Source organism: Nitrobacter vulgaris, from assembly GCF_002028545.1.
In the GTDB taxonomy this organism is placed as follows: domain Bacteria; phylum Pseudomonadota; class Alphaproteobacteria; order Rhizobiales; family Xanthobacteraceae; genus Nitrobacter; species Nitrobacter vulgaris.
In genome coordinates this window covers 50,046-70,963 of the sequence record NZ_MWPQ01000040.1, presented here as the reverse complement: position 1 = coordinate 70,963, position 20,918 = coordinate 50,046, and the positions used below count along the sequence as shown (strand labels likewise).

Here is a 20,918-nt window from a genome sequence, read left to right as displayed (position 1 = left end):
CGGTGGCTCCAGCGCGGCTTTTGATAGAATACACGCCGCCGTTCATGACATCTGCCGCATCACCCTGCTGGACACGCGGGAAACGTCATTTGTCGCCTTTCTCCGGACGACTTTCACGATATTCGATCATCGCGGATCTTCGAATATCGTCCAGGTAGGATTTGGACCGCTTCTCATACTTGTCGGCAAACATTTTTTCCCGGATTTCCTTTTTCTTCGGGGTGTCCACACTGGTTACCTTCTTTTCGCATACCGCTACCATTTCGACGCCCTGCCGCGTGATTTCCGGTGGAGTCAGATGCCCCACGGGCGTCTTATCGAGCAGATCTCGAAGCGTAGGTGGCAGGTCAGCGGACGTTTTTGTGATCGGATCGCGTAGGGTGGCATTCCGCATCGCCTTGACGGTGCGAACGGCCTCCGAGCAAGACTGAATACGCTCGCGCAAAGAATTGGCTTCGTTGCGCCGCGCCTCCACCACCGGACCCGCCGCGCCGCGCGGAACGATCAGGACAACGGGACGCATCCGGTATTCGACCCCCTCGATTTTCGATTTATCCTCGCCGCTATTCTTCAGCGCTTCATTGACATCACGATCGCTCACAAGAAGACTTTCCTTGAAGCGGCCGCGCACAAGGCTTCCCCAAACCATATCAGCTCTCAGGCGCGCCTTGATCGTGTCCGGGCGAACTCCCTGAGAGCCGATCGATTTTGTCAGCTGTTCGGGCGACATCCCCATCCGCGCGCCCATGCTGGCGTATGCCTGATCAATATCCGTCGAAGTCGGGTTCACGCCGAACTTCTTGGCCTCCCTGATCTTCACCTTTTCGCCGATCAACTCTTCGATCACCTCCTGCCGGGGCGGAGATTTGTGGGTGGATATCTTAATCAGGCGGATGCGCTGCTCGATATCAAAAGTGGTGATCGGCTCGCCGTTGACCATGACCGCGACCGACTGGGCAAGCAGCGGCGAGTTCAAGCCGACGAAAGAAAGAAACGCGAATAAGGCCAGACGGCTCAACGGCCGGAAGAGCAAGATCATTTTCATGTCAATGCGCGCTTAGCAGGTCTATTGTCGTCGAGGTCTGAGTTCATCAGGCGGCACAGCCTGCTTCTTCAAAGTACCACCACTTGAAACTAGCGGATGCCAGAGCCGGTCGATCCTCCGCGGGTCTGGCCCAAGGTTCTCAGCCCAAGCTGAAGCATGAAAGCATGGTTAAGCTGGGGCGGCGTTGCTCCCGCGGAATAAATGTATGACGTCACGTAGTTGAGGCCGAGAACAAAACAATCGTCCACGTATCCCGCGCCGACTGCATACTGGTTGATTTGATTGGCTTCCAGGTCCCAGCGTGCCGCACCCTGCACGACCCAGTTGGATGCAACCTTTATGGAACCGGTGCCCAAAAGACCTCGGCGCCTTGTGAGAAAGCCGAGGGCGGGCTGCTCCGCATAATCGCCGTACAACACGCTCCCGGACCACCGGCTGAAACTGGCGCGGCCTTCGGCTTCGAAGCGCTGCACATTCAAGGTCGCCTCATCAATCCGCGCGCGGGTGCTGAACGTGAAGATGCTGTTGGGCGAATAGTTCACGCTTGTGACGTAGTCGGATTGCGGGCGCTGCAAGCCGGAATTGACGCCGGTATTGGTGATATCCGCGACAGCAAACGAGTTCAGGCCGAACAGCTGATAGGACTGTCCGAACAGAAAGTTGATCGCGCCGCCCTGATCGAATTGAGTCGTCGCCTGTGCGCCGACGTTGGCGCGGCCGCCACCCTCGACACGGTCATAACCGGAGAATTTGTCCACGCTGAAGAGGTTGCTGGCGTCGAAGACCAGGCTTTGCGCATCCTCATTCGGCAGCTTGCCCGCATAGCTTTCATTCGGACGGATGATGACCTGCGCGATCGGTTCGATCGTTGTGGTGCCCCAGGGCTGAACGTTGATGAAGGGATAGCGATATTCGAGACCCACAACGGGCATGAGGCGGAGTGCCTGCGTGGTACCGGGCTGGATGAAATTGGACACGCCCGGCTGGTTCGAGATGTCAGCATTGATGGCGTCGGCGCGAAGCGAAGCGAACGGCGTCCAGATCTGACCAAAGGAATCGGTGAACGACTTCCGCCACTGTGCCTGTGCGGTCAAGCGTGTATAGGTTCCCGGAATGCCTCGAAGCAAACAATTGGCCGGTGTTCTCGCCGCTGGGTCAGCCGACGTTGGCGCGCACACGAACGAGGTATTCGCCAGCGTCGAGATCGGATCGAACTGCGCCTGATCACGCGCGAGATTGACGAAGTTGAACTTGTAGCTGAATTCGCCGCCAATGACCGAATGGTTGATGACATTCGAATAGTCGATGACAGGCGCAACCACCGGAACCAGGCTCTGATTGCCCGAGAAGCTCAGGTAGTGAATCGCGCGGGCGTCGAAGTAGCTACGGGTACCGACGCCGGTCAGATAGAGTTGCGAAATCGCTTCGGTCGGCAGAGTCAGGAACGATTGCATCAAGTCCCTGTACTGCTTCAACCGGTAGTCGGAGAAGAAGAAGTAGTCGCTTAACAGAACGCCGTCCCAACCCCAGACCCATTTATCGTTCAAGGCAAACTGACCTTTGGTATCCACACCGCCGCGGAAGTCCCGGTTGCCGGGCCCCGAACCGAAGGCGTCCGGATCAAGCTGATTGATACCATAAGCACGGATTTGATAGGCGCCGTCCACGAAACGCTGCCTGAACTCGCCTTGCATCAACACGCCTTGTCGCGTGGTGAATCGGGGAGAAAGGGTCAGGTCGTAGTCCGGCGCGAGCGCGAAATAGTAGGGAACCTCGACCCCGACCCCGTAGGGAGAATAGGACGTAAAGGTGGGCACCAGGAAGCCGCTTTTGCGCTTCACAGTCGGATCTGGTGTTGAGAAGAAAGGCATATAGGCCATAGGCACGCCGTAAAATTCCAATCGGGCGTCCTCGAAGTACAACATCTTCTCGGTCTGATCGTGAATGATGCGGGCACCCTTGACCTGCCAAAGCGGGGGCTTTTTCGGATTCTCCCTGCAGGGCGCGCAGGCTGTATAGACGCCGTTTTCGAATACCGTGTAGTTGCCCTTGGTCCGATCGGCCCGGGTTGCGGCCATGCGCGTCGCATCGGCCGTGTCAACTCTCAGCGAATCGACGAAGCCGTCCCGGTAGTCGTCGCTCAAATCCAGGATATTGGCGTAGGTGATCTTGCCTCCCGCATCAGTCATGCGGATGTTGCCTTCGGCATGGAGCCGCTTGGTTTTCTGGTCGTAGATGACCTTGTCCGCCTCGACGCTCGTGCCGTTGTAGAACATCTGCACATTGCCGACGGCCGACACGCGAGAATTGTTGTAGTCGTAGTCGAGCTCGGTGGCTTGAACGAGCATCTGCCCGTCATTCTGAGGTGGCGGCGGCGTAGGCTTGGGCGGGCGAGGATTGTAAGTGAAGCTTTGTGCCACAGCCGGAGTAGTTGCGACGACGTCAATCACAGCGGCGGCAATCAGTCCGAGAACGGCCGCCGTCAGCGAGGCCGGAATCACGGACGCACCAGACCGACGGCGGCGCAGTGAGACGCGCCGCTCGCGAACAGGCGAGCGCTTACGGAGGGTGGCGATTGCAGCCACTATCCGTCCTCCTGATGCAGCAAGACCAAAAAGCCGGTGAGGCTGCCGACGCAGACCGGCAGCCACGCCGCAGCGATTGGATTCATCAGCTCGGCCTTGCTCAAATCCTCAGTTACCTTAGACAGGACATAGAGCAGAAAGCCCGAACCCACGCCACTTAAAACCATCTTTTGCACCCCGCCGAAGCGGAAGAAGCGGAGGCTCACCGAGGCCGCCAGCATCACCATTGCAGCCAGCAAAAACGGCTGTGCGATGAGTTTGTGGTATTGCAGCCGGTATCCTGCGGTTGCAAATCCTGAGCTCTCGGAGGATCTGATATAACCCGGCAGTTGCCAAAATGACACAGTTTCGGGGGTGGAGAAGCTGTTTTGGACCTGTGCCGGCGTCAGACTGGTCGGAAGGACAAAGGTTTCCTGCTCGACCGGCGGATTGTCCAGCGTAAACCGGCGAACGCCTTTGAACAGCCAGCGCCCGTCTTCCAGGGCTGCTTCGCGTGCCTCGATACGTTCCTCGAACTTGGAATGGGGATCGAACGTGAACACGGTGAGCCCCGTCAAGCGCACGCCTTGCTGCTCACTGCGCGCCGCATTGATGATAGCCTGACCGTCGTCGGTCACTTGGTTGATCCAGAAACCGGATGCGTCCTGGAGACCTCCTCCGGAGACGCCGCCAAACAGTTCGGCCTCCATCCGCTTGGACAATTCGCGCAGGTTGGCAGACAAAGGATTGTAGACCGTGGTGGCGAGGGCGCCGAGCACGATCGCGCACACGAGCGCCGGCGAGATGAATTGCCACGCCGAAACGCCGGCGGCGCGGGCCACCACCAGTTCAAGCTGCCGCGACAGTGCGAGATAGCACGTCATGGCGCCGATCAGGACACAGAACGGGGTCAGTTTCTCAAGGAGCTGGGGCACCCTGAAAAGCGATGTTTCCGCAACCACGAGTGCCGATGCCGACGCAAGCCCCGACGTCCTCCGGACCATTTCAATATAATCGACAAGAACGAGTAGCAGAAAAATGCTGACGAAAACGCCGAGCGCAGCCACCATGAAGCGGCCAGCAAAATAACGACCCAACGTGTTCGTCAACATGCTCATGCGAGGGCCGGTTTCTTCCCCAGCAGGCGGAGGAGCCGCTCGTTCGATCTGTTGATCGCCTCCGTTAACGCGGCGGATGGTTCGAGCACGATTCCAGCAACAATCACCCGCAAGCAGATACCAATTGCCCCGAAAAGAAGCAGGTATTGCAGGAGCGCCGCCATCGGCGATTTCACAGTCATGACCGAAAGCGCGAAGCCTGCCATACGAAGGCCGAACACCGCCGCAATTGCCGCTCCCATGGAGAAATTGCGACTCTGGCGCGTGGTGCGCGGTGTTCCGAGGAATGCGAAGGTCAGCGCTGCAAAGGCAAACGGATAGATCGGGGCGGTGAATCGATCGTGAAGCTCGGCGCGGAATTGGCCACGCATCTGCTGAACCAGAGGGTCCTTCTGATCGGGAGCAATCAACTCCCAAAGGTAACGTTCACGAATGCCATAAATAACGTCATGCCCTCGATTGGAGAATTTCGACATGTCGAACGCATAGCGGTCAAACGCGACCATGGCCGGTTCGCGCTTGCCCGTCTCGAATCTCTCCAGGTGCCCATCTTCCAGGATAAGAAACGATCCCTGGTCGTTCTTCATCACCGTTCCGTGGTCGGCGATGATACTGAGGCGCTCTTCAGGATTACGGCGATCATCAATGAAAATTCCGGCGAGTTGGCCACCAGGCTGTCGTTCCCGAATACGAATTGTCAGATTCGGATCCAGTTGCGCAAATCGGCCGGGTTGCAGAACGTTCGCCAGAACGTCGGCGGTGATCTCGGCATCCCATCGCTTCAACCGACGCATCCCATCAGGCGCAAGGTAGGCCGCGATGAACGCCACCAGCAAGGCCACAATCACCGTTGCATAGATGAACGGCCGGAAGAGCCGGAACGGCGATAGGCCGGCGGCGTTCATCACGATGATTTCCGAGTCCGTAGCAAGCTTGTGGAGGGTGTGCGAGATCGCGATCATCAGCGCAATCGGGGAGATGATCAGCACCAGCACGGGGATAGCAAGACTGGTGATCCCCAGAAACGTCAGGATGGTCTGTCCCTGGCTTGTCATCAGGTCGATTCCACGCAACGCCTGCGTAATCCAGATCACCCCTGTCAGGCTGACCAGGACCACCACAAACGACGCCAGCGTCGTCCGGAAAATATACTTGTCGATCGACCCCATCGGTCTGAACGATCCCCAATCTTTCAGGCAAACACATCCGGCAACGCCAGACCGCGACCGAGACGTCCCCAGCGTCCCGCCATGTTTTACCTGACTCGTCTCTCAGTACCATCCCTTTGATCTGTCAACAAAATGGCCGAGGCTTAATGTCCGTCGATTATAGTTAAAATCCGGAATATGTGACACTGCAGCCACGGCGGCGGGGGTTAATTGCGCTCAAAGCGAATTTGTAGCAACGGCGCCGAAAGCTGACACGGTGTTGAACCCTTGGCAGCGTTGCCGTTGACAGGTCATAGTCGCTAAGTCACACGCTGGCCCGATTTCGAGGCCGCACCACCCTGATCCTGGAGGTTTCCGATGCCCGACGCCGTCAAGGTGGGCTTTGTTCCTGTTTCGACCGCTTCGCGCGGGACCCTCGTAGTATTTTGCGATGATGCGCTGAAGTTCGGCCAAGCCGCGAGCAAGGCTCTCGGGTCGTCAACCGCACTTGTCAAACGGGCGGCTGCAGCCAATCAGTTCAAAGGCAAAAGCGCGACGACACTCGATATTCTCGCGCCGGAGGGGCTCAAGGCTAATCGCCTGATCGTTGTGGGTGCCGGCAAAACGTCGGCTCTCAAAAGCAGCGATTTCTTGAAATTCGGCGGTGTTCTTGCGGGAAAGATTCGTAGCGATAACGGCGGCGTCACGATCATTGCGGAGCTGCCATCCGCAATGATGGGTCCGGATCAGTCGGCGGCGCTGGCTTCCGGTATCCGGTTACGCGCTTACAAATTCGATCGTTACAAGACGCGGAAAAAGGACGGCGACGATGCGGTATTGCGCGCCGATATATCGATAGCGGTCGCCGACGTCGCCGCAGCAAAGAAGGCGTTCGCGCCTGTCAATCACGTTGTCGATGGTGTCATTATCGCGCGCGACCTCGTGAACGAACCGCCGAATGTACTTTATCCGGAGGAATTCGCGCGGCGCGCGAGCCGGTTGCGCGCGATCGGGGTCGGTATCAACGTTCTTGACGTCAAGGCGATGACCAAACTTGGCATGGGGGCGCTGCTGGGTGTGGGGCAGGGGTCGGCACGGCCCAGCCGGACGGTCGTCATGCGCTGGAATGGCGGCAAGAAGGGCGAACCGCCCGTCGCTTTCATCGGCAAGGGCGTTTGCTTCGACACCGGCGGAATCTCGATCAAATCCGCCAGCGGCATGGAAGACATGAAGGGCGACATGGGCGGGGCGGCCTGTGTGGTGGGGTTGATGCATGCGCTCGCCTCGCGCAAGGCGAAGGTGAATGCCGTCGGCGTCATCGGCCTTGTCGAGAACATGCCGGACGGCAACGCGCAGCGGCCCGGCGATATCGTGACGTCAATGTCAGGTCAGACCATCGAGATCATCAACACCGACGCCGAGGGCAGGCTGGTCCTTGCAGACGTGCTCTGGTACGTCGCCCGCAAGTTCAAGCCGAAGGTGATGGTTGATCTCGCAACGCTCACCGGCGCGATCATGGTGGCGCTCGGCACCGCACACGCCGGCCTGTTCTCCAACAATGACGAATTGTCGGAACGACTGACCAAGGCAGGCTTGGAGACCGGTGAGCGGGTCTGGCGGATGCCGCTTGCGCCTGAATACGACAAGCTGATCGACTCGCAGTTTGCTGACATGAAAAACACCGGCGGCCGCTATGGCGGCTCGATCACGGCTGCTCAATTTTTGCAACGGTTCATCGACGATACGCCGTGGGCGCATCTCGACATCGCGGGAACGGCGATGGGCGCTCCCAAATCCGACATCAATCAGAGTTGGGGATCCGGGTTCGGCGTGCGGTTGCTGGATCGCCTCGTCGCGGAGCATTACGAAACGCAGCGATGACGGAAGTTCTGTTCTACCATTTGCAGAACATGTCGCTTGAAAAAGTTCTGCCACCGCTGCTCGAGAAAACCTTCGAACGCGGATGGCGCGCCGTCGTCCATACAACATCTGAGGAGCGCGCCGATGCGCTCGATGCTCATCTATGGTCCTATCGTGACGATTCTTTCCTGCCGCATGCGACGTGGCGGATCGAGGACGCCAGCGAACAGCCGATTATCCTGACGGTCGACGGCCGAAATCCCAACCGGGCCACCGTCAGATTTCTAATCGACAGTGCCCCACTTCCGGACAGTCCTGATACCTACGAACGGCTGGTGCTGATCTTCGATGGCGACGATAGTGGCGCGCTAGATGCCGCGAGGGCCGTCTGGACAGAGTGCAAGTCACGAGGGTTTGAGGCGACCTACTGGCAGCCTGACGAAACTGGACGCTGGCAGCGTCGCAAGTAGCCAGATAGAGCGGTTGTAATTTGATGATACTTGAAGCTTTCTGCTCAGACACTAAGGTCCAGTCATGGTCACGCCGCAAATAGGTGGTGGGACAGGTTTTTTACGATCCGTCGGGATAAAATTCGTCGTGAGACAGCCCAGATTTCGCCGAAGGGCCTTGATGTCGCTCCTTCTGATAGCGCCGCTTGTATCGGGCTGCGGCAGCGCATCGGATATTTTGTCGTCAGATCTGCTGTCGAAGGATGCGGACTGGTTTTCGCGATCCGGCAGAGTATTCGTCAAGAACGTTTCGATTGAAACACCGCCGCTCACGCCGGACAAGCCGGTCGCGCCGGACGACCTCATCAGTGCGGACGGTCTTTGTACGGGGATGGCGCCGCCGATCGGCGCAGGGGGATCCGGTGCACCCTCCGACAACGCTACCGCTGCTCCGCCAACTGCAACGGGTACCGTGGCGTTAGGTCATACCGAATGCGACGTGACGCGCGGCATCGGAGTCGCGCCGGATAATGTCAGTCTCTCCAACAATCCGGGGGGAGATCGTGTTGCAGTCTTGACGTTCCTGAGAGGACCACGCGCCGGAACTTATACATTTTCGGCGGGACGTCTGTCCTCGATCGAGCGGGCGCCTGAACTAGCAGCACCTCAGAAGCCGGAGCGGCGAGCGAAAAAACGGTAGAAGCGTGAGCTGGAGCTCCGCTTCCAATAGAATTGAAATCCTTGCTCTATGATTTTGATTTAACGCGTTTTCTTCACGCAAACCAGCATCCGCGGCGCTCGAAAACACTAAAGTTTTCAGCAACGGTTTCCGTCAGCCTGGGGCGTTATCGTAGGACGAGCTGGCCTCCAGCCATTCCTCCTCGGCGCGCTGCAGGGCGTCGACCGCGCTGGCCCGTGCCTTTGTGAGTTGCGCCGCCTGTTTGGGCTCGCGCTTGAACAGATCCGGCAACGCAAGGGCGACGTCGATTTTTTCGATGATGCCGGTGATTCGCTCGATCTCGGCCTCGGCGGCCGTAATCTTCTGTTTGAGCGGCGCGCGCCGTTCGGTCCTCTCGCGCCGCGGCTTGTCACGGCCGTCGTCGCGCTCGCCAGACGACCCGCGGTCGCGACCGTTTGTGCGGAGGCCGCGTGCCGACAAAACCGCGCGGCGGTAATCGTCGAGGTCCCCGTCGTAAGGAGTAACGGCGCGGTCTGCCACAACCCACAGCCGGTCGGCGCAGGCCTCAATCAGATAGCGGTCATGCGAGACCATAATGACAGCACCGGGATATTCGTTGATTGCTTCGGCAAGCGCGGCCCGGCTGTCGATATCGAGATGGTTGGTCGGTTCGTCAAGAATGATCATGTTGGGGGCGAAGAACGTCGCAAGCCCGAGTAAAAGGCGCGCTTTTTCGCCACCCGAAAGGCTTCGAACAAGGGTGTCGCCCGCCTTGCCTGAAAAGCCGATGCCTCCCACGCGAGCGCGAATTTTTGTTTCTGGGGCATCTGACATCAGTCGCCGCACATGATCGTAGGGCGAGCCGTCGAGGTCCAGTTCGTCGGTCTGATGCTGGGCGAAATAGCCGATCGATAGCTTGTCGGCGCACACCACTTTGCCGGCGAACGGTTGTAGCTTGCCGGCGAGCAGTTTGACGAGGGTGGACTTGCCGTTTCCGTTGGCGCCGAGCAGGGCAATACGATCGTCCTCATCGATCCGCAAGGTTACGCGCTTGAGGACTGGCGATTCCCGATCGTAACCTACGACTGCCTCGTCAACGGCAATGATCGGCGGCGACAACAGCTTGTCCGGCACGGGAAACGAAATCTCGCGCACGTCTTGTGTCACCAGCGCCGTCACGGGCTTCATGCGCTCGAGCATCTTCACGCGCGACTGCGCCTGGCGTGCCTTCGAGGCCTTGGCCTTGAAGCGATCGACGAAATCTTGAAGCCGCTTGCGTTCGTCGGCCTGCCGCCTGGCGTGCTTGGCATCGAGCATCTCGCGGGCAGCGCGCTGGTCCTCGAACGAGGAGTAGGTGCCCTTGTAGAGAGTGAGCTTGCCGCGATCGAGGTGCAGGATCTGATCGACGGATGTGTCGAGCAGGTCGCGGTCGTGGCTGATGATGATGACCGTGCGCGGGTAGTGCGCGAGGTGATCTTCCAGCCAGAGCGTTCCTTCGAGATCGAGGTAATTGGTCGGCTCATCCAACAGCAACAAATCGGGTGCAGCAAAGAGGGTTGCCGCGAGCGCGACGCGCATACGCCAGCCGCCTGAGAATTCCGAACAGGGGCGGGCCTGGTCCGCCGTTGAAAATCCGAGACCGCTCAGGATCGACGCCGCGCGTGCGGGTGCGGAATGGGCGTCGATATCGACGAGACGCGTCTGGATGTCGGCGATGCGGTGTGGATCGCGAGCAATTTCGGCTTCATGCAGCAGCGCGTGGCGTTCGATGTCGGCCTTCAGCACCACCTCGATCAGGCTTTCAGGGCCGTCGGGAGCTTCTTGTGCGAGGCTACCGACGCGCCAGCGCGGCGGAACGGCAATGGTCCCCGTTTCGGTCGGCAGCTCACCGCGGATGGCATGGAACAGCGTCGATTTTCCGACACCGTTACGACCGACAAAGCCGACACGAGCGCCGGGCACGATCTGAACAGAGCTATGGTCGATCAGCAGCCGTCCGGCGATGCGGATCGAAATATCGGTGATGGACAGCATGGATGTTTTTCACCGCTGCGCCGGCCAAACGCAACTCGTTTGTGGGCGTTCGGGAGCAAATACGGCGAAGGCTTCAACCGAAACGAGACCAGCGCAAGGAGGTCAGCCGTGGCCGTCCTGCGCACTCAGCTGCTGCAACAGCACCTGAAGCCGGAAAGGTAGTTCCGGCTCTTCCGGCCGCAGGTCGGTTCGCAGCCGCTCACCGATCGCTTTCGCGACCTCTTTGCTGGTCTGCGGATCAATCCGATCGGCGCTTTCGGCGATTCGGTCGGGCATTGTGGTTCGGTGTCCCTGCGGTGCGCTATAGGATTAAGCCCCGAAGCGGTAAATTGTTTCGGGGATATGGCCTATCGCGTGCAGTATCTGCAAGCCCGAGGATAACAGCCGATGTGGAAATCAAACGTTTAGACGGGCCAGGGTCTTCGGAAATCGGAGGCCGGGGCCTTCCCCACGCACACAAAACCGAGGCCGAGCAAGTCGTCATTCTCGGCTAGCCATTGTTCAAGCGCGTGCCCGCTCGCAGAAATTTCTGAGGATCGACAGCTTCCCCGTCGATCCTTGTTTCGTAGTGCAGGTGCGGACCTGTCGAACGGCCCGTCGATCCGACCTCACCGATGACCTGTCCGGCCTTGACGGTTTGGCCGATCTTCACATCGATTTCCGAAAGGTGACCGTAGCGGGTCGACAAGCCATTGCCATGATCCACCTCGACCATCCGGCCATAGCCACCCGTCCAGTTCGCGGAGATGACCTTTCCGTTCGCCGTCGTCCGCACGGGGTTTCCTGCCGTAGCGCGAAAATCGAGCCCGGTGTGCATTGCCGGTCGCCCAACGAACGGATCGACGCGAACGCCGAAACCGGACGTGAATTCGAGCTCTCCCACGACCGGCTTGCGATAGGGAACAAGGGCGAGCGCGCGATCCAGCCGGTCGATCTGCGCACGCGTCAGGTTGACGCGGTAAAGCTGACGCTCGAACGGATCAGAATCGGATCGCAGCTTGACAGGCACATAGGGCCCACCCGTGCCGGGATACAGCGTGGCGGTCGCCATCTTCGCCACGCTCAGTCCGAGATCGGAGAAAACTCCACGCATCCGGTGCAGGCGGGAATCCATACCATCCGCGATCGAACTCAATTCGGCGATCTGACGGCTCTCGACCCGATCGAGCGACGATTTCAGCTGCAAGAGCCTGTTGTCCTCGCCGGTGACGTTCATGAGCGGGACCGGTTTTGGACGGGCATTGGCCGGCTGGCGAAAGTCAAGGGGCGCGCCTCGATCGGGTAGCGCCTCGAAAGTAGTAGTATCGTTGATCGGGGAGGGCTTTTCAGACCGCGATGAGCCTGCGTCAGCGTCGTTTCCCGCCTTCCGGGCCGACCCTTTGATTGATCCCGTTACTGAAACCTCAGATATGGCACTCAGGGCACCGGCGCGAGATTCAAGCACCGTCTGACGGCGCATGATCTCGTCGAGCTTTCTCTCGAACTGTTCCTGATCGATCAATTGACGGCTGGTGGTACGATCGACCCGCGAGCGCAATTCGGCAATGCGATCTTCGTAGGCATATTGCATGTCCGCCTGCCGCGCGATGAGCCGCGTCAGCACATCATCGCGGAAGGCGAAATAGGTCGCAGTCGCAGCCGACCAGATCCCGAGCAGCGTGACGGTTCCGACCGCAATCCAGAACACGACCGGGCCAAACCGAACCTGTCTGCCGCCATGAGCAAAAGTGTAACCGCTCCGCTTTTCCCTCATTCCCGGCAAGCTAGCCGCTGCCGCGTAGCGCGAAGGATGTCGATCATGATCGTGGGTGCGATGCGGCGGGTACTCGGCGCACTGACTGGAACGGTACGGCATCGATACTCCTGTGCCGACCTGAAACAGGGCTTCGGACGGCTCAACTTCGATGCTGATTTGAACCATTCATGGTTAATTTTCGGAAAATGGCGGTGCGCTTTTACAGTCGGCGCGCTGCCGCGAGTACCTCGTCAGCGTGACCTTCGACCTTGACGCGGCGCCAGATACGAGCGATCCGCCCGGCTTCGTCCACCAGCACGGTTGTACGAAGAACGCCGGTGAAGGTTTTGCCATACATGGATTTTTCGCCCCAGGCGTTATATGCTTCCAACATGTCGTGCTTTTCGTCCGAAACAAGAGGAGTGGACAGCTTATGCTTGTTTCGAAACGATTCCTGTGCCTTTACGGAGTCGGACGACACGCCCATCACTGTCGTTCCACTGGCCGCGAACTCTTTTGCCAGCCGTGTGAAATCCATGGCCTCCCTGGTGCAGCCCGGAGTGCCTGCGCGCGGATAGAAGAAGATCACGAGCTTCGTCCCGGCGAAATCGGCAAGCGAAACGTGGGTGCCGTCTTCCCTCGGGAGTTTGAATGGTGGCGCCAGGGAGCCTTCCGCAAGCTCACCTGCTTGTGAGAAGGGCGAAGTCAGGCGTGATTTGAGCTTCCCGCTCGCTGTCATATCGACGTTGCGAGCCGGTTTTATGCGGTTGACCGTCGCAGCCCGGGCAGTCCCAGAACTGTCCGACTTGGAGGATTTCTTGCGTATCTTCTTGGACATACGCCTTCCTTTCGTCGCTTTCCAACGCTCAGTATCCGTTCAACTGCGGCAGGCGCCGAGGGCGAATCGGTCAGACCGCCGCCGCTGTGCATGACTGCCGACCGCGGGTTCGGTTACAAGGAATTCGACGAGTTGTCCGCCCCACATTCAGTTCAAGTGGGCACCAGGAGCCGGATGACGCGTAACACGCCAAATCGGGGATTAGCCGAAGGGCCATCACAGGAACGTTCGTCCGGAAACGGCGCGCGGACCGATAAGGGCGAAAGCTCCCGACCAAGCGGGCACTGAGAGGCAATGGCTAAAAAGACGCCGATACGAAATCCGAAATTGCACGGCGATCATCAGGTCTCGCAAGGAGAGGGTGCCGGCTGGGACGAGGACGACGACGAACTCCAAAATCGTCGCATACGTCAATTGCTGTCGCGGTCGGATTCCAGATTCCACAGAGTCGGCGACCGATTCGTGAAATTCAGAAACTGGCTGGCGGGAGAACGCTGGGTCAGACGGCTCGCGATCACCGGCTTGGTCCTGACGATCATGTTCGCGGGCGGGTTCGGTGCGCTCTGGTGGCGTCTCGGCGCTGGTCCCGTCAATCTCGACATGATGACGCCTTGGCTTGTCGCTGCGATCGAGGAAAACATTGGTCACGACAACACGGTGGAAATTGGCGGCACGCAAATCGAGCGGGCCGGCAGAATTCGTATCGCGGTTCGTATTCGTGACGTCGTCGTCCGTGACCGCGATCATGTCATCATCGCGAGCGCACCCAAGGCCGAGGTTAGACTGTCTGGTATAGCGCTGTTGACCGGCCGGTTACGTGCCGAAAGTCTCAATCTGGTCGACGCCGAACTTGCGGTCAGAATTACGTCGGACGGCCAAGTCACTGTTTCGACAGGTGATAACGCTAAGCCGCTTGCCACGGGCGTCGCGCCAACGCGACGATCTGACTTGCCATCGACAGCCGTATCCTCCGAAACATCGTTGCCGACACAAGGAACGCAACAATTCCCCGACGCCCCGACCGCAGTACCGCCGATTTCAGAAGACGGCGGCAACGCGAGCACCTTGTTGGCGGGGTTGGAATGGCTCGACAGCCTCGGCGTAAGGGGGCTTGATGGCCAAAATCTCAACGAGATCGGTCTAAAGAACGGGAGACTGGTGGTTGACGACCAGCAGCGCGGCAACCGTTGGAGCTTTAGCAACATCAGCCTGAGTCTTCGCAGGCCGGGCACGGGCGGCGTCGCATTCACTGTCAGCGAAGGCGGCAGCAAGGGGTGGTCGCTTCACGTCACGGTCGGACCGCCCGCGAATGGTGTCCGTCCGATTGATCTCCAAGCCGCTGGCATTCCAGCAAAGAACATTTTGCTGGCTCTTCGCATCAAGGACCTCACTTACAGCGCCGACATGCCGCTCAGCGGCGAACTGAAGGGCGAGATTGGTCGCGACGGCTTGCCCACGTATCTGCGCGGCAGTCTTGTCGCCGGCAAAGGCACGATCATCGACTCTGACACGCCGGATTATCCCATGGCGATCGATGAGATCGAAATGAACATGGAATGGGATTCGGGACGGCGTGTCCTGGTGGCACCGTTCAAGATGGTGTCCGGCGAAAATAGAATTACGCTGCTTGCCCGCCTCCAGCCTCCGAATGGCAATATTCCGGACTGGCAGATGGGTTTGAGCGGCGGCACAATCGTGCTCGCCGGCTTCGATGGCGAAGCGCCTCTGATCCTCAATCGCATTGCGATCAACCTGCGTTTCGACACAGAACACAAGCAGGTCATTCTGACTCAAGCCGATATCAGCAACGGCGAAATCGGCGTTGCAGGCACCGGCAGCATCGACTATTCGGGCGCACCAAGCCTGAAGCTGGGCTTTGCCGGGACGCCGATGTCAGCCGCCGCCCTCAAGAGTATGTGGCCGGCTCTGATCGTGCCGGAGTTGCGCGAATGGGTTATTGGGCGAATTGATCGAGGCTCTCTCCAGCGCATTGAAATCGGCGTGAATTCGCCGCTTCACAACCTGTCGCGACGCGGGCCGCCGATGCCGGATGACGGGCTTTCGGTTGACATCGTTGCTCGCAATGTGACCCTGCATCCCGTTGATGAAATGCCCTCGGTCCATGACGCCGACTTAAAGGCGCGGGTGACAGGAAGAACCGCGACGGTAACGATCGGGCAGGCCGCCGCCGATACTCCGTCCGGCCGAAAGCTCAACATTTCCGACGTCGTTTTCGAGGTGCCGGATTTGGCACCCAAACCCGCTCTGGCAAGAGTGAAATTCAGAATCGATGCTCCGGTCCCCGCAGCCGCCGAAATTCTCGTCTCGGACCGCCTCCGCGAATTCACCGATAATTTAATCGATCCGAATTCCAGCAAGGGGACGGTTGCGGCACAGATCGCTTTGGGCCTGCCGCTCACGCGAAAGATCACCAAGGAGGACACCACCTATTCCATCACCGCGGATCTCACGGGTTTTGCCGCCGACAAGCTAGTCATGAATCAGAAGCTTGAAGCGAGCGCGTTAAAGGTAGCCGCCAACAACGAGGGGTACCAGGTCAAGGGCGACGTCAAGATCAACGGCCAGCCTGCTTCGCTGGACTACCGCAAGCCGGCCGCGGGCGATGCAGACATCAAATTGCAGACCACGCTGGATGACGCGAGCCGCGCAAAACTCGGAGTTGATCTCGGCGCAGGAGCGACCGGTTCGATTCCTATCAAGCTGGTCGGGAAGATTAGCCGCGACAGGGACAGCAAATTCGCCATCGATGCCGATCTCACATCCTTGAAACTCGACAACGTTCTGCCCGGCTGGGTCAAGCTACCGGGAAAGTCAGGGCACGCGACGTTTAATGTCGTGCATAAAGCGCAATCCACGCGTCTGGAGGACATCGTTATCGACGGCAGCGGCGTCATGATAAAGGGATCGTTGGAGGTCGATCAAAACGGCGATCTGTTGAATGTGAACTTCCCGGTTTATGCGCCGTCAGAAGGTGACAGGGCTACTCTGAAGGTGGAGCGAAACTCGGACGGCGTGATGAAGGTCGTCATGCGCGGCGACGTGTTCGACGGCCGCGGCTTTCTCAAATCGACGATCTCGGGAAAGCAGGCCGACGCCAAAAGCAAGTCCAAGAGCGTCGATTTCGACATCGACCTGAAGATCGGCGCCGTCGCCGGGTTTTACGGCGAAGCCGTTCGCAGCGCGGACGTGAAGATGGCCCGGCGTAATGGATCGGTCCGTAGCCTCACCATGAGCGGCAAGATCGGACGTAACACGTCCCTGTCGGGCGATCTGCGCGGGCGCCCGCAGGGCCGCGACGTCATTCTGATCGAGACCGACGACGCGGGCGCATTCTTCCGCTTTACCGATACCTACGGAAAAATGTTTGGCGGTCAGCTTGCGCTGGCCATGGATCCTCCCACCGCTGAGCCTCGGGCCAAGCAAGGCCTGATCAACGTTCGCGATTTCGCGATCAAGGGCGAAGCGGCTCTGGATCGCGCCGTGGCGGGTGGTCCTCGGACCGCTCAGAACGGTATTTCATTTTCGCGTCTGCGCGCGGAGTTCACCCGGCAGAACGGACAACTCACGGTCCGCGACGGCGTCGTCAAAGGGCCGACCATCGGCGCGACCATCGAAGGCCAGATCGACTATCCTGCCAACGAAGTTCGCATGAGCGGCACGTTCGTCCCGATGTACGGGCTCAACAACATTTTTGGGCAGCTTCCGGTCGTCGGGCTGATCCTTGGCGGCGGCAGCGACGAGGGGCTGATCGGCGTGACCTATGAGGTGGTAGGATCCCCGGGGCAACCGCAACTGCGCGTCAATCCGATCTCGGCCATGGCGCCCGGGCTGGTACGCAAGATTTTTGAATTCCAGACCGGAAAAACGGCTAACCAGATCGAGTTTCCGTCAACGAGCGGCAACTGAACGTTTGCCAAATCGGCTGCTTGAACGCAGCTACGACGAAAAACAATCCGTACCTCCAGGCACGCTATGCAGGCCGCAGCAGCACGTGGCGTTTCTTGCCCATTGAGAGCTTGACCACGCCTTCGGGTGTAAGATGGTCCGGTGTCAACATCATCTTTTCATCGGCGACGACGACATCGTTGATGCGAAGACCGCCACCCTTGATCTGGCGACGCGCTTCGCCGTTTGAGGCGACAAGACCCGCCTTTACGAACAGCGCGAGAACGCCTGTGCCGCTTGCAAGCTCGCTCTGCGAAATATCCAGCGTGGGAAGGCTCTCGGCGATCGCGCCTTGTTCGAAGGTCGTGCGCGCAGTGTCGGCAGCTTTCTCAGCCTCGGGGCGACCATGCAGAAGCGCGGTCGCCTCGGTCGCGAGCACTTTTTTGGCCTCGTTGATCTCGGCGTCCCGCAACGCAGCCAGTTTCGTGATCTCGCCCATCGGCAGGATCGTGAACAGTTTCAGAAATTTGACGACGTCGGCGTCCTCGACGTTGCGCCAGTATTGCCAGAAATCGTAAGGGCTGAAGGCGTCCGCATTGAGCCAGACGGCGCCTTGCGCGGTCTTTCCCATCTTTGCGCCCGATGCCGTCGTCAATAACGGCGTCGTCAGGGCGAACAACTGAGGCGTTCCCATACGGCGGCCGAGATCGACGCCATTGACGATATTGCCCCACTGATCCGAGCCGCCCATCTGCAACCGGCAGCCGGCCCGGCGCGACAGTTCGACGAAGTCATAAGCCTGGCAGATCATGTAGTTGAATTCGATGAAGCTCATCTCCTGTTCGCGCTCAAGGCGGAGGCGAACGGAGTCCATCGTCAGCATGCGATTGACCGAGAAATGCCGACCGATGTCACGCAACATCTCGATCCAGTTGAGCTTGGTCAGCCACTCGGCGTTGTCCAGCATCACCGCGTCGCTCGCGCCCGAACCGTAACGCAGCACCTTGGCGAATACGCCGCGAATGCTAGCCTTGTTGGACTCGATTTCCGCCACGCTGCGGATCGCGCGCGATTCATCCTTGCCGGAGGGATCGCCGACCATGGTGGTTCCGCCACCCATTAGCGTGATCGGTTTGTTGCCGCTCTGCTGGAGCCAGTAGAGCATCATCATGGTCAGGTAGTTGCCGATGTGCAGCGACGGCGCGGTGCAATCGTAGCCGACGTAAGCCGTTGCCTCGCCTTTTGCGGCCAACGTATCAAGACCCTCGAGGTCGGAGCACTGATGAATGAAGCCTCGTTCCTGAAGGATGTTGAGAAAATCGGACTTGAAGGCGGCCATGGCTATAGGACCCCGATCGTTCTTGTTAGGCTCTGTCGCAAACTCGATTCCGGTGGATCATGGCCGGACACCGCCGCCAGGCTTCGCTGTGTGCCATTATAAGAAGTGTGCGTTCGGCACAAGCCGGCCCGCAGAAGGCAACTGGAGACCGCAAGGCGATGATGACGGCAATCGGTCTGATGAGCGGTACCTCTCTGGACGGCATCGATGTCGCCTTGATCGAAACCGACGGTGAGCGAGTAACCGCGTTCGGGCCGACCGGTTATCGTCCCTACACGGATTTCGAGCGCGGTTTGTTGCGTGAGGCGCTCGCGGAGGCTGTCAGTTTGTCGCGGCGCGACGCGCGGCCGGGCGTAATCGGCGAAGCCGAGCGCGCCGTGACCTTGGCGCACGCCGAAGCCGTTGCGGCGTTCATCGCGCAAAACCGCATCGTATGGGAGGATATCGATATCGTCGGCTTCCACGGTCAGACCGTGCTGCATCGGCCCGCTCAGCGGCTGACCGTGCAGATCGGTGACGCGGCGGCCTTGGCGAAAGCGATCCGCGTTCCGGTAATGCACGATTTTCGCGCGGCCGACGTAGCCGCCGGCGGCCAGGGCGCGCCATTCGTCCCTGCCTATCATCGCGCGCTGGCGGAATCGCTCAGTTGCGAGGGACCGATCTGCGTGGTCAATATCGGTGGCGTTTCCAACATCACCTATATCGACGGCGCCGATACATTGATCGCCTGCGATACCGGACCGGGCAACGCGCTCCTCGATGATTTCATGCTCCGCGTGACAGGCCAGCCGTTCGACCGCGACGGCCGGCTGGCGGCAGAGGGCCATCCCGACGCGGACTGGATCGCGCGCGCCTTGAAGCACCCGTTCTTCACGCTGCCCCCGCCCAAATCTCTCGACCGCAACGATTTCGCTTCGCTCGTCCTGCACGACATGATGCCGGCCGATGGTGCCGCAACCCTGACGGCCTTCACCGCAGCGGCCATAGCGCGGATTATTCCGCTGCTGCCGAAGATGCCAGAAAAGTGGATCGTCGCTGGCGGCGGCGCCCGCAATCCAATCATGCTTGAGATGCTGCGGGAAAGAATTGCGCCTGCAACGGTCGAGCCCGCAGATGCCTTCGGTTGGTCGATCGATGCGATGGAGGCGCAAGCCTTCGGCTATCTCGCGGCGAGAGGCCTGAAAGGCTTGCCGTTGAGCTATCCGGCGACCACCGGGGTGCCGGTGCCGATGACCGGAGGCGTGATCGTGCGACCCTGAGCCGTCGCCTGCCGATGTGAGTCCGAGGCGGGGCCAACAAGCAACTGCTGCGCGGAACCGGGATCGTAACGAGGGTGGGCCTCGCAAGGGGGGCCGGCTTCGCCGTGATGAGCTATCGGATGTTGGCGAGTCTCATATCGAGGTAGCTGGTAACCGTCTCCATCAACGGCTCCATCCTGTCCTCGAAGAAATGGTTCGCACCTGGAATGGTTTGCTGATCGATCACGATGCCCTTCTGGGTCTTCAATTTCTCGACCAGCGTCGTGACATCCTTGGCTGGCGCGACAATATCCTTCTCGCCATGGACGATGAGGCCCGACGATGGGCAGGGCGCCAGAAACGAGAAATCGTAACGGTTAGGCTCAGGTGCGATCGAGATGAAGCCTTCCACCTCGGGCCGGCGCATCAGCAACTGCATTCCGATCCAGGCGCCAAAGGAAAACCCGGCCACCCAACAGGCCCGTGCCTCCGGGTTGATGGTCTGCGCCCAGTCGAGTGCCGCCGCGGCGTCCGACAATTCGCCGGTGCCGTGGTCGAACGAGCCCTGGCTGCGGCCGACGCCGCGAAAATTGAAACGCAGCACAGAAAAACCCCGCGCCACGAAAGCATAGTAAACCTGATAGACGATCGGATGGTTCATGCTGCCACGAAACTGGGGGTGCGGATGCAGGACCATCGCTATCGGGGCATTTTTCTGCTTCGCCGGATGATAGCGACCTTCGAGACGGCCGGCAGGACCGGTAAAAATGACTTCAGGCATCGGAATCCTTGGCAAGTCGGCCGCCCACGGGCTGGTTCTGTTCGTAGCCTGACGACGAGGCAACAGGCCCACCGCACGGCAGTGCAGAAAGTGGCCAGTGAACACCGCCGCGTTCTAGCATAGGGCGAGGGGCGAAAAGCAAGCATCTTGCGCGGCTATGTCCGCATCCGCCGAAAATGTCGTA

At 59.6% G+C, this 20,918-nt stretch carries 15 protein-coding genes; 5 read left to right on the top strand and 10 right to left on the bottom strand.

Translation table 11 applies throughout. The annotated features are described in order from the left end of the window. Nucleotides 1-85 precede the first annotated feature (85 nt). The 4 genes from B2M20_RS09580 to lptF all read right to left on the bottom strand — a co-directional run bounded on the left by B2M20_RS09580 (nucleotide 86) and on the right by lptF (nucleotide 5,896). The gene (locus B2M20_RS09580) at nucleotides 86-1,045 is read right to left on the bottom strand and encodes a SurA N-terminal domain-containing protein (RefSeq protein ID WP_079446818.1); all 960 of its coding nucleotides are present in this window, start codon (nucleotides 1,043-1,045) and stop codon (nucleotides 86-88) included. An 89-nt stretch (nucleotides 1,046-1,134) separates the two neighbouring features. Continuing rightward, entirely contained in the window at nucleotides 1,135-3,630 is a 2,496-nt protein-coding gene (locus tag B2M20_RS09575) for an LPS-assembly protein LptD (protein ID WP_079446817.1), read from the bottom strand. After that, on the bottom strand, nucleotides 3,630-4,727 hold the full coding sequence (gene lptG, locus B2M20_RS09570) for an LPS export ABC transporter permease LptG (protein ID WP_079446816.1): 1,098 nt from the start codon (nucleotides 4,725-4,727) through the stop codon (nucleotides 3,630-3,632). The genes B2M20_RS09575 and lptG overlap by 1 nt, the downstream gene beginning before the upstream one ends. Beyond that, nucleotides 4,724-5,896: an LPS export ABC transporter permease LptF gene (gene lptF, locus B2M20_RS09565; protein WP_079446815.1), complete on the bottom strand. Its 1,173-nt coding sequence runs from the start codon at nucleotides 5,894-5,896 to the stop codon at nucleotides 4,724-4,726. Before lptF ends, lptG begins: the two co-directional genes overlap by 4 nt. Before the next feature lie 357 nt (nucleotides 5,897-6,253). Between lptF and B2M20_RS09560 the strand changes: the two genes are divergently transcribed. The 3 genes from B2M20_RS09560 to B2M20_RS09550 all read left to right on the top strand — a co-directional run bounded on the left by B2M20_RS09560 (nucleotide 6,254) and on the right by B2M20_RS09550 (nucleotide 8,884). Beyond that, complete coding sequence (locus B2M20_RS09560) at nucleotides 6,254-7,756, top strand: leucyl aminopeptidase (protein ID WP_079446814.1); 1,503 nt, start codon at nucleotides 6,254-6,256, stop codon at nucleotides 7,754-7,756. Beyond that, complete coding sequence (locus tag B2M20_RS09555) at nucleotides 7,753-8,205, top strand: DNA polymerase III subunit chi (protein WP_079446813.1); 453 nt, start codon at nucleotides 7,753-7,755, stop codon at nucleotides 8,203-8,205. The genes B2M20_RS09560 and B2M20_RS09555 overlap by 4 nt, the downstream gene beginning before the upstream one ends. Before the next feature lie 160 nt (nucleotides 8,206-8,365). Continuing rightward, nucleotides 8,366-8,884: a hypothetical protein gene (locus B2M20_RS09550; protein ID WP_079446812.1), complete on the top strand. Its 519-nt coding sequence runs from the start codon at nucleotides 8,366-8,368 to the stop codon at nucleotides 8,882-8,884. Between the two features lie 132 nt (nucleotides 8,885-9,016). On the opposite strand, the gene B2M20_RS09545 is transcribed toward B2M20_RS09550, so the two are convergent. From B2M20_RS09545 to B2M20_RS09535, 4 genes are all read right to left on the bottom strand, one after another. After that, nucleotides 9,017-10,897, bottom strand: a complete 1,881-nt coding sequence (locus tag B2M20_RS09545) for an ABC-F family ATP-binding cassette domain-containing protein (RefSeq protein WP_079446811.1) — start codon at nucleotides 10,895-10,897, stop codon at nucleotides 9,017-9,019. Between the two features lie 102 nt (nucleotides 10,898-10,999). Then, nucleotides 11,000-11,173, bottom strand: coding sequence for a hypothetical protein (locus B2M20_RS19515; protein ID WP_158081522.1), 174 nt, complete (start codon nucleotides 11,171-11,173; stop codon nucleotides 11,000-11,002). Between the two features lie 214 nt (nucleotides 11,174-11,387). Continuing rightward, nucleotides 11,388-12,752 (bottom strand): M23 family metallopeptidase, encoded by a 1,365-nt coding sequence (locus B2M20_RS09540; protein ID WP_079447022.1) that lies wholly within the window; start codon nucleotides 12,750-12,752, stop codon nucleotides 11,388-11,390. A gap of 100 nt (nucleotides 12,753-12,852) precedes the next feature. Beyond that, a complete protein-coding gene (locus B2M20_RS09535; RefSeq protein WP_079446810.1) occupies nucleotides 12,853-13,470 on the bottom strand; it encodes a peroxiredoxin in 618 nt (205 codons plus the stop codon). 294 nt (nucleotides 13,471-13,764) lie between these two features. Here B2M20_RS09535 and B2M20_RS09530 point away from each other — a divergent pair, with 294 nt between their 5' ends. Then, a complete protein-coding gene (locus B2M20_RS09530; RefSeq protein ID WP_079446809.1) occupies nucleotides 13,765-17,397 on the top strand; it encodes a YhdP family protein in 3,633 nt (1,210 codons plus the stop codon). Nucleotides 17,398-17,461: 64 nt separating this feature from the next. Here B2M20_RS09530 and tyrS read toward each other — a convergent pair whose 3' ends face one another. Further along, on the bottom strand, nucleotides 17,462-18,715 hold the full coding sequence (gene tyrS / locus B2M20_RS09525; RefSeq protein WP_079446808.1) for a tyrosine--tRNA ligase: 1,254 nt from the start codon (nucleotides 18,713-18,715) through the stop codon (nucleotides 17,462-17,464). Between the two features lie 158 nt (nucleotides 18,716-18,873). Between tyrS and B2M20_RS09520 the strand changes: the two genes are divergently transcribed. Then, nucleotides 18,874-19,974, top strand: coding sequence for an anhydro-N-acetylmuramic acid kinase (locus tag B2M20_RS09520; RefSeq protein ID WP_079447021.1), 1,101 nt, complete (start codon nucleotides 18,874-18,876; stop codon nucleotides 19,972-19,974). Nucleotides 19,975-20,086: 112 nt separating this feature from the next. Here B2M20_RS09520 and B2M20_RS09515 read toward each other — a convergent pair whose 3' ends face one another. After that, nucleotides 20,087-20,734 (bottom strand): alpha/beta hydrolase, encoded by a 648-nt coding sequence (locus tag B2M20_RS09515; RefSeq protein ID WP_079446807.1) that lies wholly within the window; start codon nucleotides 20,732-20,734, stop codon nucleotides 20,087-20,089. Between the last annotated feature and the right edge of the window lie 184 nt (nucleotides 20,735-20,918).